At 42.2% G+C, this 14,387-nt stretch carries 14 protein-coding genes; 11 read left to right on the top strand and 3 right to left on the bottom strand.

The window, feature by feature from the left end:
- Nucleotides 1-3: 3 nt before the first annotated feature.
- The 10 genes from ileS (at nt 4) to L2729_RS03120 (ending at nt 11,166) form a co-directional block, all read left to right on the top strand.
- The gene (ileS, locus tag L2729_RS03075) at nt 4-2,826 is read left to right on the top strand and encodes an isoleucine--tRNA ligase (protein ID WP_248986922.1); all 2,823 of its coding nucleotides are present in this window, start codon (nt 4-6) and stop codon (nt 2,824-2,826) included.
- A gap of 13 nt (nt 2,827-2,839) precedes the next feature.
- Nucleotides 2,840-3,352 carry a signal peptidase II gene (lspA, locus tag L2729_RS03080; RefSeq protein ID WP_248986923.1) on the top strand — a complete coding sequence of 171 codons (513 nt, stop codon included), beginning with the start codon at nt 2,840-2,842 and terminating at the stop codon, nt 3,350-3,352.
- Nucleotides 3,353-3,366: 14 nt separating this feature from the next.
- On the top strand, nt 3,367-3,780 hold the full coding sequence (fkpB, locus tag L2729_RS03085; RefSeq protein WP_283104119.1) for an FKBP-type peptidyl-prolyl cis-trans isomerase: 414 nt from the start codon (nt 3,367-3,369) through the stop codon (nt 3,778-3,780).
- 2 nt (nt 3,781-3,782) lie between these two features.
- Entirely contained in the window at nt 3,783-4,712 is a 930-nt protein-coding gene (ispH, locus tag L2729_RS03090; protein WP_248986925.1) for a 4-hydroxy-3-methylbut-2-enyl diphosphate reductase, read from the top strand.
- 229 nt (nt 4,713-4,941) lie between these two features.
- Nucleotides 4,942-5,490 carry a type IV pilus modification protein PilV gene (gene pilV / locus L2729_RS03095; RefSeq protein WP_248986926.1) on the top strand — a complete coding sequence of 183 codons (549 nt, stop codon included), beginning with the start codon at nt 4,942-4,944 and terminating at the stop codon, nt 5,488-5,490.
- 13 nt (nt 5,491-5,503) lie between these two features.
- Entirely contained in the window at nt 5,504-6,478 is a 975-nt protein-coding gene (locus tag L2729_RS03100) for a PilW family protein (protein ID WP_248986927.1), read from the top strand.
- 5 nt (nt 6,479-6,483) lie between these two features.
- On the top strand, nt 6,484-6,921 hold the full coding sequence (locus L2729_RS03105) for a pilus assembly PilX family protein (protein WP_248986928.1): 438 nt from the start codon (nt 6,484-6,486) through the stop codon (nt 6,919-6,921).
- A gap of 2 nt (nt 6,922-6,923) precedes the next feature.
- Nucleotides 6,924-10,454: a pilus assembly protein gene (locus L2729_RS03110; protein WP_248987002.1), complete on the top strand. Its 3,531-nt coding sequence runs from the start codon at nt 6,924-6,926 to the stop codon at nt 10,452-10,454.
- 14 nt (nt 10,455-10,468) lie between these two features.
- Entirely contained in the window at nt 10,469-10,876 is a 408-nt protein-coding gene (locus L2729_RS03115) for a type IV pilin protein (RefSeq protein ID WP_248986929.1), read from the top strand.
- Complete coding sequence (locus L2729_RS03120) at nt 10,876-11,166, top strand: TapY2 family type IVa secretion system protein (RefSeq protein WP_248986930.1); 291 nt, start codon at nt 10,876-10,878, stop codon at nt 11,164-11,166. The genes L2729_RS03115 and L2729_RS03120 overlap by 1 nt, the downstream gene beginning before the upstream one ends.
- Before the next feature lie 12 nt (nt 11,167-11,178).
- On the opposite strand, the gene L2729_RS03125 is transcribed toward L2729_RS03120, so the two are convergent.
- Together L2729_RS03125 and L2729_RS03130 are read right to left on the bottom strand one after the other, a co-directional pair.
- Nucleotides 11,179-11,694, bottom strand: coding sequence for a GspH/FimT family pseudopilin (locus tag L2729_RS03125; protein WP_248986931.1), 516 nt, complete (start codon nt 11,692-11,694; stop codon nt 11,179-11,181).
- A 128-nt stretch (nt 11,695-11,822) separates the two neighbouring features.
- On the bottom strand, nt 11,823-12,347 hold the full coding sequence (locus L2729_RS03130) for a GspH/FimT family pseudopilin (RefSeq protein WP_248986932.1): 525 nt from the start codon (nt 12,345-12,347) through the stop codon (nt 11,823-11,825).
- A gap of 214 nt (nt 12,348-12,561) precedes the next feature.
- Here L2729_RS03130 and L2729_RS03135 point away from each other — a divergent pair, with 214 nt between their 5' ends.
- Nucleotides 12,562-12,900, top strand: a complete 339-nt coding sequence (locus L2729_RS03135; RefSeq protein ID WP_101090427.1) for a P-II family nitrogen regulator — start codon at nt 12,562-12,564, stop codon at nt 12,898-12,900.
- A 56-nt stretch (nt 12,901-12,956) separates the two neighbouring features.
- On the opposite strand, the gene L2729_RS03140 is transcribed toward L2729_RS03135, so the two are convergent.
- Nucleotides 12,957-13,973 carry a LacI family DNA-binding transcriptional regulator gene (locus L2729_RS03140; RefSeq protein WP_248986933.1) on the bottom strand — a complete coding sequence of 339 codons (1,017 nt, stop codon included), beginning with the start codon at nt 13,971-13,973 and terminating at the stop codon, nt 12,957-12,959.
- Nucleotides 13,974-14,387 lie beyond the last annotated feature (414 nt).

The raw sequence follows: 14,387 nt of genomic DNA on the forward strand, positions 1-14,387 counted from the left end.
TCAATGAGCGACTATAAATCTACTTTGAATTTGCCGGAAACTGAGTTTCCGATGCGTGGTAACTTGGCTAATCGTGAGCCAGAGATGTTAAAATCCTGGACCGAGAAAGGACTGTATCAACAGATCCGTGAGAGCCGTAAAGAGAGCAAGCCGTTTATTTTGCATGATGGTCCTCCATATGCAAACGGTGATATCCATATTGGTCACTCAGTTAATAAAATTCTTAAAGATATTATTATCAAGTCAAAGACCATGTCTGGTTTTGATGCGCCATACATTCCTGGATGGGACTGTCATGGTCTACCTATTGAGCTCAAAGTAGAGCAAAAAGTCGGTAAGCCTGGCCACAAAGTTACGGCGGCAGAATTTCGTCAAAAATGCCGTGAATATGCGGCTAAGCAAGTTGATGGCCAACGTGATGACTTTATCCGTTTAGGTGTATTTGCTGATTGGCAAAACCCTTACTTAACTATGGATTTCGGCACTGAAGCAAACATCGTACGCTCACTATCAAAAGTGATTGAGAGCGGACACTTGCACAAAGGTGTTAAGCCTGTGCATTGGTGTACTGATTGTGGTTCTGCTCTGGCGGAAGCTGAAGTTGAATATGAAGACAAGATGTCTCCGGCAATCGATGTGGCTTTTTCAGTTGTCGATAAGGGCGCCTTGCTCACTAAGTTTGGTGTTACTGAATACCCACATAACATCTCGATGGTTATCTGGACGACAACGCCTTGGACTCTGCCTGCTAACCGCGCGTTGGCTGTTGCTGGCAATATCGAATACTCTTTGGTTGAGATGGTCAAAGAAGGCCAAACTCAAGCACTTGTATTAGCTGAAGACTTAGTTGAATCATGTGTTGAACGATTTGGTGCTGAGTCGCATAAAGTGCTGGCGAACGTACTGGGTTCTGAACTTGAGCTATTACGCTTTAATCACCCATTTTATGCTTTTGATGTGCCGGTTATCTTAGCGGATCACGTTACTGTTGATTCAGGTACGGGTATTGTTCATACCGCACCTGGCCATGGCCAAGACGATTTCATTGTTGGCCAAAAGTATGGTTTAGAAGTTGCTAATCCAGTGGGTGACAATGGTGTTTATAAAGCCGACACCGAGATTTTTGCAGGACAACACGTCTTCAAAGCGAACAAGAGCGTCGTCACGTTATTGGAAGAGAAGGGAGCACTGCTTAATCATATTGCGATTAATCATAGCTACCCACATTGCTGGCGTCATAAAACACCGATTATCTTCCGCGCGACTCCGCAGTGGTTTATCTCAATGGATCAAAAAGGGCTGCGTCAACAAGCCTTGGGTGAAATCGAGAAAACACAGTGGATCCCTGATTGGGGCCAAAGCCGCATAGAGAAAATGGTTGAGAACCGTCCAGATTGGTGTATCTCACGCCAACGTACCTGGGGGGTGCCAATTGCCTTATTTGTACACCGCGAAACAGATGAACTTCATCCTGATAGCGTCTCGCTAATGGAAAGAGTGGCTAACCGTATCGAGCAAGAAGGTATTCAAGCTTGGTGGGATTTAGATGCTTCTGAGCTTCTAGGTGATGAAGCTGACCAATACCGTAAAGTGACCGATACGTTAGACGTATGGTTTGACTCCGGCTCAACATTCTCATCTGTTGTTGCAGCGCGTCCAGAGTTTAATGGCCATGAAGTTGACCTTTATTTAGAAGGTAGCGATCAGCATCGTGGTTGGTTCATGTCATCACTGATGATCTCTACTGCGATGAATGGCAAAGCGCCTTATAAGCAAGTGCTGACTCATGGTTTTGCTGTTGATGGCAAAGGTCGCAAGATGTCTAAATCGGTTGGTAACGTGATTGCTCCACAGCATGTCACCAACAAGCTTGGTGCCGACATACTGCGTTTATGGATAGCAGCAACCGATTATAGCGGTGAAATGACCGTGTCTGACGAAATCCTCAAGCGCAGTGCTGATGCCTATCGTCGTATTCGTAACACGGCTCGTTTCCTATTGGCTAACATCAATGGCTTTAATCCAGAAAAAGATATGGTTGCCGTTGAAGATATGGTTGCTTTAGATCGTTGGGTTGTTCGCCGTGCAGCTGCATTGCAACAGGAACTGATTGAAGCTTACGACGAATATAACTTCCATTCAGTGACTCAAAAGCTGATGCAGTTCTGCTCTGTTGAACTCGGTAGCTTCTACCTTGATATTATTAAAGACAGACAGTACACGGCTAAAGATGACAGTAATGCTCGTCGCAGCTGTCAATCAGCACTGTACCTTATCTCTGAGGCTATGGTTCGTTGGATGGCACCTATCTTGAGCTTCACCGCTGATGAGATTTGGAAACTACTTCCAGGTGAACGTAGTGAATTCGTATTTACAGAAATGTGGTATGAAGGCCTGACGTCTGTGACGCTTGATTCAGATCTTAACGATGAATACTGGGACCAATTGCTAGCTGTTCGCGCTGAAGTGAATAAAGTGATTGAAAGCGCTCGTCGTGAAAAGTTGATTGGCGGTTCGTTAGAAGCTGAAGTCACGCTATACGCTGATGAAGCACTGTCTACCGTACTTAACACTTTGGGTGATGAGTTACGCTTCGTGTTACTGACCTCTAAGACAGATGTCGTGGCGCTTACTCAAGCACCTGTGGATGCTATAGACACCGAGCTTGCGACACTGAAGCTAGGGCTGAAAAAGTCTGAAGCTGAGAAGTGCGAGCGCTGCTGGCACCATAGAGAGGATGTTGGCCAAGTGGTTGAACATCCAACGCTTTGTACGCGTTGTGTTACCAATATTGAAGGTGAAGGCGAAACTCGCCAGTTTGCATAATAAAGGATCTGTAATGCCCACTTCTTGGAAAGACAGTGGCCTACGTTGGTATTGGATAGTTGTGTTGGTGTTGCTTGCTGACCAACTGTCTAAACAGTGGGTTTTGTCCAGCTTTGAGCTGTATGAATCGGTAAAGTTATTACCGATATTTAACTTTACCTATGTGCGTAATTACGGCGCTGCATTTAGTTTTCTAAGTGATGCGGGGGGCTGGCAACGTTGGTTGTTCACTTTCGTCGCGGTTGGTTTTAGTGTGTTACTTTCTGTTTGGTTGCGTCAGCAGCCAAGCAAAATGTGGCGTTTAAATCTGGCTTACACATTAGTGATCGGCGGAGCACTAGGTAATTTAATAGATCGGTTGCAACATGGTTTCGTGGTCGATTTCTTAGATTTCTATTGGAACAGCAGTCATTTTCCAGCATTTAATATTGCTGATTCTGCCATCTGCGTCGGTGCAGGGCTCATCATTTTGGATTCTTTTGTTTCCGGTAAAGATGTCAAAAAATCAGCAGATATAAAGGGGTAATCTAAGTGTCAGATATGCATTCAATTTTGTGTCACATGAACATAGTACTTGAAGATGGATCGACAGCTGAAAGTACCAAGGCGGCAGGCAAACCTGCTCGCTTTAATATTGGTGATGGAAGCTTAAGCCCAGCGTTTGAAGCCGAAATTAGCAATTTATCAGTGGGTGATAGCCATAGCTTTACTTTGCAGCCAGCTGATACTTTCGGCGTGTCTAACCCTGATGCTGTACACCATATGGATAAGAGCCGCTTCCCTGCTGATATGAAGCTTGAAGCGGGTGTTATTGTTAGTTTTGGCGGCCCAGGTGGCAGCGAAATACCCGGTATGGTAAGAGATGTTGTTGGTGACTCTGTCACTGTCGACTTGAATCATCCATTAGCGGGTCAAGTGCTAACATTTGAACTTGAAGTGGTACAGGTACTGTAATTATGAAGATTCTTTTAGCAAACCCTCGCGGTTTTTGTGCTGGCGTTGATCGTGCAATTAGTATTGTTGAACGAGCATTAGAGCTATTTTCTCCACCTATCTATGTGCGACATGAAGTTGTTCATAACCGTTATGTGGTGCAAAACCTTAAAGATCGTGGTGCCGTGTTTGTTGAAGAATTAGATCAGGTGCCCGATAACAGCATTGTCATTTTTAGCGCTCACGGCGTATCGCAAGCGGTGCGTGCTGAAGCCAAAACTCGTGGTCTTAAAGTGTTTGATGCGACATGCCCGCTTGTCACCAAGGTTCATTTACAGGTGACACGTGCAAGCCGTAAAGGTATTGAATGCATTCTTATTGGTCACGCCGGTCATCCTGAAGTTGAAGGCACTATGGGTCAATATGATAACCCAGAGGGCGGAGTTCATTTAGTTGAGTCTCCAGCCGATGTGGCTAAGCTGAAAGTTAAAAATGCGGATAACTTATGCTTTGTGACTCAAACAACATTATCAGTGGATGATACTGCGGATGTGATAGCTTCTTTGCAGAAGAAGTACCCTGGGATAGAAGGCCCACGCAAAGATGATATTTGTTATGCAACGCAAAATCGTCAGGATGCTGTACGTAACGTTGCTGAAGAGGTTGAGCTGTTTATTGTTGTGGGTTCTAAAAACAGTTCTAACTCTAATCGTTTGCGTGAATTGGCTCAAAAGAAAGGGACTAACTCTTATTTAGTTGATAATGCAGATGATGTGGACCCTAATTGGTTTAATGGTGTTCAACGTGTTGCTGTAACCGCTGGAGCATCTGCACCAGAAGTGTTAGTTAAGCAAGTTGTTGATGCTATCGCGGATATGGCGCCAAGCGTTATTACCGAAGTCGAAGGCCGATTGGAAGATACAGTATTTGCTGTCCCCGCCGAGTTACGCTAAAGCGAACATCGCACTGATTAAGAAGAGGCCTTAGGCCTCTTTTTTTATGCTTATAATTCAAGCACATCAATGACCTTTATGCCCAAATATATCACCAGGGTAAAGCTAACATTCGACTAAACTACCATTAACCTGTATGCTAATTTAATCTTCCTAAGTTACAGATTTAAAACACTAAAAACATAAAGTTAACGTCAATAATATGACTAAAGCAAAGGAATTGACAGTAATGAAAAACCAACAAAAGGGCCTTTCCTTAATTGAAGTTATGGTCTCTTTAGTTATTTTAGTTGTTGGTCTAATTGGTATTTTTAATCTTCACATTATTGCGAAACGCGGCAGTTTCGAATCCTTCCAGCAAACCCAGGCAGCGTACCTTGCCAACGATATCGTTAATCGAATGAAACTTAACAAGGCACAGTTGCCTGGATATGCTGGCACTTACGAAGGTAAGCTCACATTACCTTCTGCAGTTTGTGATGTCGCAGTTAACGTTAACATTGTTTGTAGCAATGGCGAATCCTTAGCTTGGGATCTTTATCAGTGGGAACAAAACATTAATGGTGCTTCAGAGCAGTTAAGAAACAAAAATGTGGGTGGATTAGATTCCCCAACAGCTTGTATTAGTGTCACTGGGAATGCAGTTATGGTGGTCATGACTTGGCGAGGGATAAGTGAAACGAGTGATGGTGCAGCAAAGCAGAATTCATTCGTTAAAGGTTGCGGTAGCAGCGATAAACGTCGACGAATTTTTATCGTCGAAACCGTAATTATTTAAATTGGTGGCTCAGATGATATTTGGACGCAATAAACAACTTGCTTTTTCGTTAGTTGAGTTAATGGTAGCTATGATTATTAGCTTGTTCTTGTCTGCGGGTATCTTTTCCATGTTCTCAATGTCTGCTACTAATGTCACCACTACCAGTCAGTTTACTCAATTGCAAGAAAATGGCCGTATAGCGTTAGCCATTATGGAAAGAGATATCAGTCAGTTAGGATTTATGGCCGATATGACGGGCACTGATTTTGTTGTGGGGAGTAATACGCAAATTAACTCTTCAGCGGTACCTAATGATTGTGTCGGTGCTGGTGTTAATAATTCAACCTTACCTAATGCAACACCGTCGCATTTTCGCCGGCTTTGGGGTTATGAAAATGGCGTGAGCGCAACAACATTCAGTTGTCTAAGTGACGTAAATAGTAAAACAGATGTGTTACAGATAAAAAGACTTATTGGTACGCAGCAACCTATAGCACCGACTAATACTAAACGTCATTACGTTGTTGCGACCGCAAATCAGGCTATATTTTTTGAAGGAGCCGCCACTCCACCAGCATTGTTAAATGGACGTTATTGGGAGTATCAACATCACATTTATTTTCTGCGTGATGATGGTGATATACCCATTTTAAGAAGACGGACACTGACTGTGGGAAATGGTATGGGAAATGAAGAACAGCTCGTTGAAGGCATTGAGAACATGCGAGTATTATATGGTTTTGACAGTGACGGTGACGATACCGCTGATAGCTTTATGCCCGCGCAAAATGTCACTGAGCTGATGTGGGACAATAGAGTTTTTCAACGACTGGTAGCGCTTAGAGTTTATTTGTTAGTTAGAGCAACAGAAGAAGACACCAGTTACACCAATACCACAGCTTATAGTTTAGGTGATAAAAAGTTTACAGCGCCTGGAGACCACTATAGGCGTAAAGTTGTATCAACCACGGTTGTACTGGAAAACCCTGTAATGATAAGGAATTAGTTTCGATGAAAAAACAGCAAGGCATAGTGCTCTTTTTTTCCTTAATAGTATTGATCATTATGACGGTGATAGGTGTCGCTTTAGCGGTTAACTCTTCTCAGTCTATGCGTATGGCTGGGGCGGGCTCAGAAAGAATTGCAGCGATGGCTGCGGCCCATGGCGCACAAGCGCAGGTACTTGAAAACAATAAAGGCTCAGTGTTAGCCAACTCAATAATAGAGATTAAAACGATTGATAATACAATGGGTGTGAGTGTTGAAAATAAAATAACACCACTTCAGTTGCAGGATGTGAGCTGCCAGCGTAGTACAAAGGCGAGCTCTTCAAATTTAATTAGTTGCCGACGTTTTGAAGCGTCAAGTAAAGCAACGTTTGGTCGAAGTGATATGGGGGGACTCTCTGTTGTCGCCGGGATTGAACAAGAAGTGTTGACTGGGAGTTAAGGATAATGATTAAGCGATTCATGTGTACTTGCCTATTTTTATTAATAGGATTGTCAGCTCAAACTCATGGAGATGATACTGAGCTTTATGTATTTGAATCATCCTCTAGAACGGGTGACCGGCCAAAAGTACTTATTATTTTTGATAACTCCGGCAGTATGAAGACTTATGAAAATATTCCGGACCCTGATTATGTAGCACCTCCTGGGTGGAATTCTGACTATGACCCAACTTATGACTACTCGGGTGAAGGTTTTAGAGACATTATTTATTTCAAAAAAGGAACGAATAGTGATCAGCCCGAAGTTGGTGACAGTAATCGTTTTTATGCAAAATATAATGGTTGCCATCAAAGTGTCGGTGTATTGAATCAATATGGTTTTTTTAAAGGCCATGTTAATGAGTACCGTAGTAAGAATAATACGGGAATATGGAAAGAGCTTAGAGATGATCGCTCGTTAAACAAGAAACGAACTATTGATTGCTGGGAAGATATCGAAGCTAAAGATCCCATTAACTCAACAAATTACGGAACCTCTGGTTTTCCTGTGGACGGTAAAAGAACTGGGAGTGGGAATAACAAAGAAAACGTACCTTATAATTATGTCACCAGCTCTTCTGATTCTGGTTGGAATTCTGCTTTAACCGATGCAAAGGATACTCAAATAGGCAGTGGAAAGTCGGTAACTCTTTACACCGATAACTATTTACGCTGGTTTAAACAGACTAAAGACGGCGATATTCCGCAAGTATCTAAAAAACGAATTGATATTGCTAAGCTTGCAATAACTGAAGTGATAAACACCACGCCTTCAGTAGATTTCGGCTTGGCGGTATTTAATTACAACACATCAGACCGAGATGGCGGCCGTATCGTATCGGGTATTCACGATATGACCAAAGGCACTACGGCGGGAGATGCAGCGCGTTCAAGTATCTTGAGTAAAATAGACTCGCTTTCTGCTGATACTTGGACTCCATTGTGTGAGACTTTAGTTGAAGCCCATCAATATTTCTCAGGTGGTGCTATCAAGTTTGGTCGTAAAGATAACAGCTCACCGGGATATGATACCTCGGTGCAAAAAGATAATAATTCCAAATACAAATCGCCGATGAAGATTTGCCCTGATATTGCCTATGTTATTTATGTCACCGATGGCTCACCTTCTTATGATGGTGACGCTAATACCTTCGTAAAAAATTTAACTAAAAGTGCTAGTGCTGACGGTGACTATAGTGCTTTCTATGCAAGAACACATGACGACTGGGCTAATAGTTATATGCCAGCTATGGCTAGCTATATGTACCATAATGATCTTGTGGATATTGAAGATGATAACGGTGATAACCCGCTGCAAAATGTTCGTACATTTACTATCGGTTTTAGTGCCGGTGCAGCAGACGCAGCGCCATTATTAACGGAGACTGCAGCTAGAGGCGGTGGGGAGTACTACGCTGCACAAGATAGTCTTCAGCTCGTAAGTGCGTTGTCTGACGCATTAAGCTCGATATTAGAAATCGATTCCAGTTTTACTTCTCCAAGTATCGCCAGTAATAACTTTGACCGCACGCAAACCTTTGACTCTGCATATTATGCAATGTTTCTACCGGGTGTAGGCCCACGCTGGAGCGGTAACCTGAAAAAGTTAAAGGTGACCTCGAGTGGAACCTTGGTTGATTCTGCTGGTGATGCTGCAATCGCAGATAATGGTAATATTAAGGATACTGCTTGCACCTTCTGGTCAACCTGTACCGCAACAAAGAAAGACGGCAATGCTGTTAGTGAAGGCGGGGTTGCTGAAACATTAAGGGCTATGACCAGCCGTAAAATATTAAGTAATACTGCTAATGGTGGTTTAGAGCCGCTAACCGCTGCTGATGCCGCGGGTGCAGAGGGGCTCGCTGGTCTAGCTGCTTACATGAATACAGAAGAGACTGAAGTCAATAATACTGTGAGCTGGTTATATGGCGTAGATGTAGATGATGACAATGAAGATGGAAGTGTTGTCGATAAGCGCAGTGACATCATGGGCGATCCTTTACATTCCAAACCTCTAGCGATTAACTTTGGTACTACAGGTGCACCTGATATTCGAATTATACTCGGTACTAATCAGGGCTTGCTACATATGTTTAAAGATGCGGGTAATTCAGTAACTGAGTCCTGGGCCTTTATTCCTTATGAGTTACTGCCTAATGTTACGACACTTCGAGATAATACTAGTAATGGTGGCCATACCGTATACGGTATGGACGCATCGCCAGTCTCTTACGTCAAAACTACAGGCTCAAAACTGACCACTGCATGGGTATATTCAGGTATGCGCCGTGGCGGTTCATCTTATTACGGTTTAGATGTTACCGCTCCAGATAGTCCAAGTTTGATGTGGACAATTACACCTGACAAAACAGGCTTTTCAGAGCTTGGCCAAACTTGGTCTGAGCCTGTCGTGACACTTATCCCCGGACATGACGATCCTGTATTGATATTTGGTGGTGGCTATGACATCACTTATGATGCCACGCCGTCATCATCTCCTTTAGGAAGTAATGTTTATATTGTTGATGCGGAATTCGGTAACTTAATTCATACATTTGGTTCTAGTAGTGGCGCGACATCACTGCCTGGTATAAGTGATAGCATTCCAAATGCAGTGGCGATTTTAGACAGTAATAACGATGGCATTACTGACCGAATTTATGCTACAGATACCGGTGGTAATGTTTGGCGGATGGACCTACCGAGCAGCGACACTTCAACTTGGAGTGGATTTAAATTCGCTGAATTAGGTGGTAGTTTAAGTGCCAATGATCGACGGTTTTTTGCAGAGCCCATTGTGGCGCAAACTGTGTTTAGCAATATTTCAGAGGTTAAGGTAACTGATAGCGAAGGCACAACGACAACAAAAGCTTATCAGAATGTGCCTTATGATGCGGTTGCAGTGGGGAGTGGTAATCGCCCTTTACCAACCAGCGCCGAAACGCAAGATATGTTTTATGTATTACAAGATCGAAATGTCATCACCCAAACTTTTGGCGGTACCAATGCGGTTCCTGCAATCATTGACTTAGATAAACTTTACGATGTTACGACGAGTGCGCCAAGTTCAGAAAGCGACAACATTACTTTTGGTGAATCATTAGGTTGGCATTACGACTTTAAAAGTAAAGGTGAAAAAAGCTTAACAGCAGGACTGATTGTCGATGGGAAAGTCTATTTTTCTTCTTATGTACCTGCTGGTATAACAGTGTCTGATACACTTTGTACTGTTTCAGGAGAGGGGCGCCTTTATGTCTTTGACTTACACAAAGGGACCAGAACAACGACTAATATCGAATATTATGAATTAGGTGAGCGTGTACCTGATACCCCGCAAATTGTGATTCCTGCACCTGAATCAGGTGAAGACCCTTATATCTATATCATTGGTATAGGTAAAGGGGAAAAGAATGACGACGGTGATTATAGCGGTACCATTAATGTCGGTGCAGGCTTAGGCGTAAATAAAATCTACTATCATGTGGATGAATAAGGGCAAATTGATAAATGTCGATTAATATTAAAAATGGCAAGGTGATAAGTGGTTTCACCTTGATTGAAGTCATGATAGTGGTTGCTATTATTGGCATTTTGGCCGCTATCGCTTATCCGTCTTATACCGACTATGTTGCAAAGGGAGCTCGCTCGGATGCTTATACCGAGTTGATGCGGGTTGCTAATTTGCAAGAGCAGTTTTATCTTGATAACAAAGTCTATACTGAAAATATGACTGAACTAGGGTTACGTACAGACCCTCTTGTTAGCGAAAATGAACATTATAAAATAGACTCAACTGGGACGAGTACTTTTACTGCAGTAGCGACTGCTCAAGGGGTACAAGCTACACGAGACAGTGCTTGTAAAGAGATTAAGGTTTCTAGTACAGGGGTTAGATCACCAGAGGCATGTTGGTAATGATTAAATCTATTGTTGTTATAGTTTCACTATTATTTGTGCAATCAAGCGTCGCGAGTGAGATGGCTGATTATAAGTGTTATGTTAAAACGTCTGAAGGAGAGGCCTTAGCGCTGTATAAGTGGAAGATTAAAGATAGTAAAAGAATGGCTGCATCGCTTGTAGGACAACGCATTGACGGTGAAAGATTGAAATATGCATTTATCAAGTCAGTTGAGCAGTGCAAGCAAAGTCATGAGTCATTTACCATTGGCAGAGCTCAACAATTGGACAAAATAACCGCTAGGTGATGATTATCTACTTTAAGTACAGTTTACAGCGGTATCATCAAAGCTGATCCTGCCGGATGTACTTATGGTTGCGCTTTTAGAATTACTATTGTCTTTAGCTGCTGGACAATAAGATATCGTTTCGGCAGTGGAATTAGTAGGTAATAATCCATCAGGAGAAAAACTAATGGCGCTGCCAGAAAAGCTTATAAAATCTTTGTTATTAAAACCTGATATCTCTTTTATGACAATATCATCTCCATCAAAATTATCCGCAGTTGAACCGTCTGTAAACACTCTAAATCCACCAATCCAATCTGTGCCACAGGCTCCACCAGTCGTTGGGCAAACAGTGACTCTAGTTCCATAACTGATGGCGTGGTTTCTCGCGAGTTGAAGTGCTTGATGGATGCGCCTTATTTCACTATCAGCTCTACTTGATTCATAAAGAGAGGTAAGTGAAGGGGCTGCTACTGCAAGCAAAATAGTCGCGATAGCCAAGGTTACCATTACTTCTACAAGCGTAAATCCAGAACGTCGATAATTCATTTAGCCCCCTAATATTAATGCTTTAAGTATAAGGGAGAAGTCATTTCATAACACCTATAAATTTCAAGCGTTTAAAGCCAATTTATTGACTTTAAATGAGGTTATGACAAAAAACTGTTTATAAACCATCAATATGTAAACCATTTTGAGCAGTTGATGTTTTTCATTTTTGAGAACCTAACCCTTCCAGCCTGGTTCACGATAACTGCTTTGGAATATGGACTGCTTGCTGAGCCTGGGCAGTATCTTAAGGTACCATTGGTCCCCGAAGCTAACCCATCAGGCTGAAATCTTACTGCTGAGCGGTTGTAGCTAACAATATCTTTTGAGTTGAATGACGCTGTCTGCAGCAAAACTGCATCATTGCCATCTAGCTGGTTTTTGTCTCCAGTATCAGTAAAAACAGTCAATCCATTGCGCCAGTCGCTGTCGCATTGATTATCTTTTACTGGGCATACTGTCACCCTAACGCCATAGCTGATGGCGGCGTTTCGACCATATTGCAGTGTTTGCTGAATGACTCTAATGCTTGAGTTAGCCCGTTGGGCTTCATAAAGGCTAGAGAGGTTTGGCAGCGTTATACTCATTAAAATGGTGGCAACGGTCAGGGTTACCATCAATTCTACTAAGCTGAATCCATTGTGGTATTTCATAGTTCGTCCTCTGAACACGTTTCTAGCTCGCTTCCTGCAAGCAACTCGTAATGATTTATTATAGTCAGCAAGTAAGGTGGCTGGCTTACGGTTTTTATATTGTTCTGCTCTATGAATAATGCTTCTGTTTACATCTTGATATAATCAACTTCTGTGCGGGTGGTGGGCATGATAAGCTAATGGTAATTGCAATTTTATTTAGAGGGAGCGTTTAATGAAAAAAGTCGAAGCCATTATTAAACCATTTAAGTTAGATGATGTGCGCGAGTCACTTGCTGAGATTGGAATTAACGGAATGACGGTGTCTGAGGTTAAAGGCTTTGGACGTCAAAAAGGTCATACTGAGCTCTATCGCGGCGCGGAGTATATGGTCGATTTTTTACCTAAAGTAAAAATTGAACTGGTTATTCAAGATGAACAACTCGATCAAGCGATTGACGTTATTGTTGATACTGCTCGTACGGGGAAAATCGGTGATGGTAAGATTTTTGTGACTGATGTTGAAAGAGTCATCCGTATACGTACCGGCGAAGAAAACGAAGAAGCGGTATAACAATATTACTGTCCTTTCACATGATTTAGCGAGCAAGTCATGCGAAAAGACGGCTATTACTTTTTAGGCGAGGTTGAAGAATCTCTAATCACTGGCTCTGGCACAAAGACTCTCGATTGATCTGATGCTTGATCGCGACGCTTGGCGATTAATAGCTCGGTAGCGATATGGGCAATCTTTTCATTGGGCTGATGTACTGTGGTCAGCTTAGGCCAGGTTTGACGTGAAAAAGGACTATCCTCAAAGCCGACAATCGAAATGTCTGCTGGAATATCAACTCCCTCAAGTCTTGCTGCAAACAATGCCCCTGCGGCAATTTCATCGTTACAGGCAACGATAGCGGTAGGTTTTTTTGACTGCCTTAATAGCTTTTTAGCACCTTCAACACCTGACTCAAACGAATATTGTCCATCAATGATGAAGCTATCATCAATCGCAATATTATTGTTGCTTAATGCTTGCTTAAAACCGGCTAAACGCTCTTTAGTCGATTCATGTTGTTCATCACCACTTAAGAATGCGATCTGTTTATGACCGAGATCGATTAAATGCTGCGTGATAGATATAGCGCCAGATTTATCATCCACCAGCACTGCTAGGCCATTATTATCTTCAAGCTTTTCACCTGCAATGATGCGTACATAACTGGCATCTATTTTATCAAGTGCGGCCAATATTACTGGATCTTCTGATAAAGGAGGAGTGAGGACTAAACCTGATAACCTATTGTGCTTAACCAGCTTTATTAGTTCATCGCAAATATCTGCAGACTTTGAGTCACAAGGGTGGATCAATAGCTCATAGCCGAGATCTTTACAGGCAGACAAAATGCCATTTTGCATATCAATAATATAGTAGGCGTTAGGATTGTCATAAACAAAACCAATAACGTAAGAGCTTGTTCCTGCTAGGCTTCTTGCCGCAAGGTTGGGTTGGTAATTTAATGCTTGAATTGCTTCATTCACTTTATCTATCGTTGCTTGCTTTACCGAAGGTTCGTTATTGGTGACACGAGAGACGGTTTTTATCGATACGCCAGCGTGTTTAGCGACATCATTAATAGTGACTTTCATAAAGCTGATTTCTCGTTAATAAGAGAGCATGGCAATCATATTTTGTAGATAACATACCGCTAACATTTGAAAATGTGGCGACAATATTTGTTATCGAATTTAGCCGTATAGTGCGAACTTTTGAAGTAATTAGCAATCATCGGCGGCTATTTTTTGCATCTACTAACCATATATAAAAAAACATCACAGCTAAAATTGAACCTGGCTACCAGTATAACTGATTGTATTTAAAGATTAATGATGTTTTGCATTTTACTCATATGTTGTTTTTTATAAATATAATCGATGCGATAGTTATTTTGTTGTGGCGCCGCTGTTAAATATTGTGTAATGTTTGCCCTAGTCATGACAGCGTTGTCATTCCGGTTGGGGAATGGTTATGGATATAAAAATAAATATAATAAGTTATGGAAG

Origin of the sequence: Shewanella gelidimarina, assembly GCF_023283945.1 — a bacterium.
Taxonomy (GTDB): domain Bacteria; phylum Pseudomonadota; class Gammaproteobacteria; order Enterobacterales; family Shewanellaceae; genus Shewanella; species Shewanella gelidimarina.

Coding starts and splice junctions, on each gene's coding strand:
- ileS (WP_248986922.1), top strand. CDS start 4: ATGAGCGACTATAAATCTACTTTGAATTTGCCGGAAACTGAGTTTCCG.
- lspA (WP_248986923.1), top strand. CDS start 2,840: ATGCCCACTTCTTGGAAAGACAGTGGCCTACGTTGGTATTGGATAGTT.
- fkpB (WP_283104119.1), top strand. CDS start 3,367: ATGCATTCAATTTTGTGTCACATGAACATAGTACTTGAAGATGGATCG.
- ispH (WP_248986925.1), top strand. CDS start 3,783: ATGAAGATTCTTTTAGCAAACCCTCGCGGTTTTTGTGCTGGCGTTGAT.
- pilV (WP_248986926.1), top strand. CDS start 4,942: ATGAAAAACCAACAAAAGGGCCTTTCCTTAATTGAAGTTATGGTCTCT.
- L2729_RS03100 (WP_248986927.1), top strand. CDS start 5,504: ATGATATTTGGACGCAATAAACAACTTGCTTTTTCGTTAGTTGAGTTA.
- L2729_RS03105 (WP_248986928.1), top strand. CDS start 6,484: ATGAAAAAACAGCAAGGCATAGTGCTCTTTTTTTCCTTAATAGTATTG.
- L2729_RS03115 (WP_248986929.1), top strand. CDS start 10,469: ATGTCGATTAATATTAAAAATGGCAAGGTGATAAGTGGTTTCACCTTG.
- L2729_RS03120 (WP_248986930.1), top strand. CDS start 10,876: ATGATTAAATCTATTGTTGTTATAGTTTCACTATTATTTGTGCAATCA.
- L2729_RS03125 (WP_248986931.1), bottom strand. CDS start 11,694: ATGAATTATCGACGTTCTGGATTTACGCTTGTAGAAGTAATGGTAACC.
- L2729_RS03130 (WP_248986932.1), bottom strand. CDS start 12,347: ATGAAATACCACAATGGATTCAGCTTAGTAGAATTGATGGTAACCCTG.
- L2729_RS03135 (WP_101090427.1), top strand. CDS start 12,562: ATGAAAAAAGTCGAAGCCATTATTAAACCATTTAAGTTAGATGATGTG.
- L2729_RS03140 (WP_248986933.1), bottom strand. CDS start 13,973: ATGAAAGTCACTATTAATGATGTCGCTAAACACGCTGGCGTATCGATA.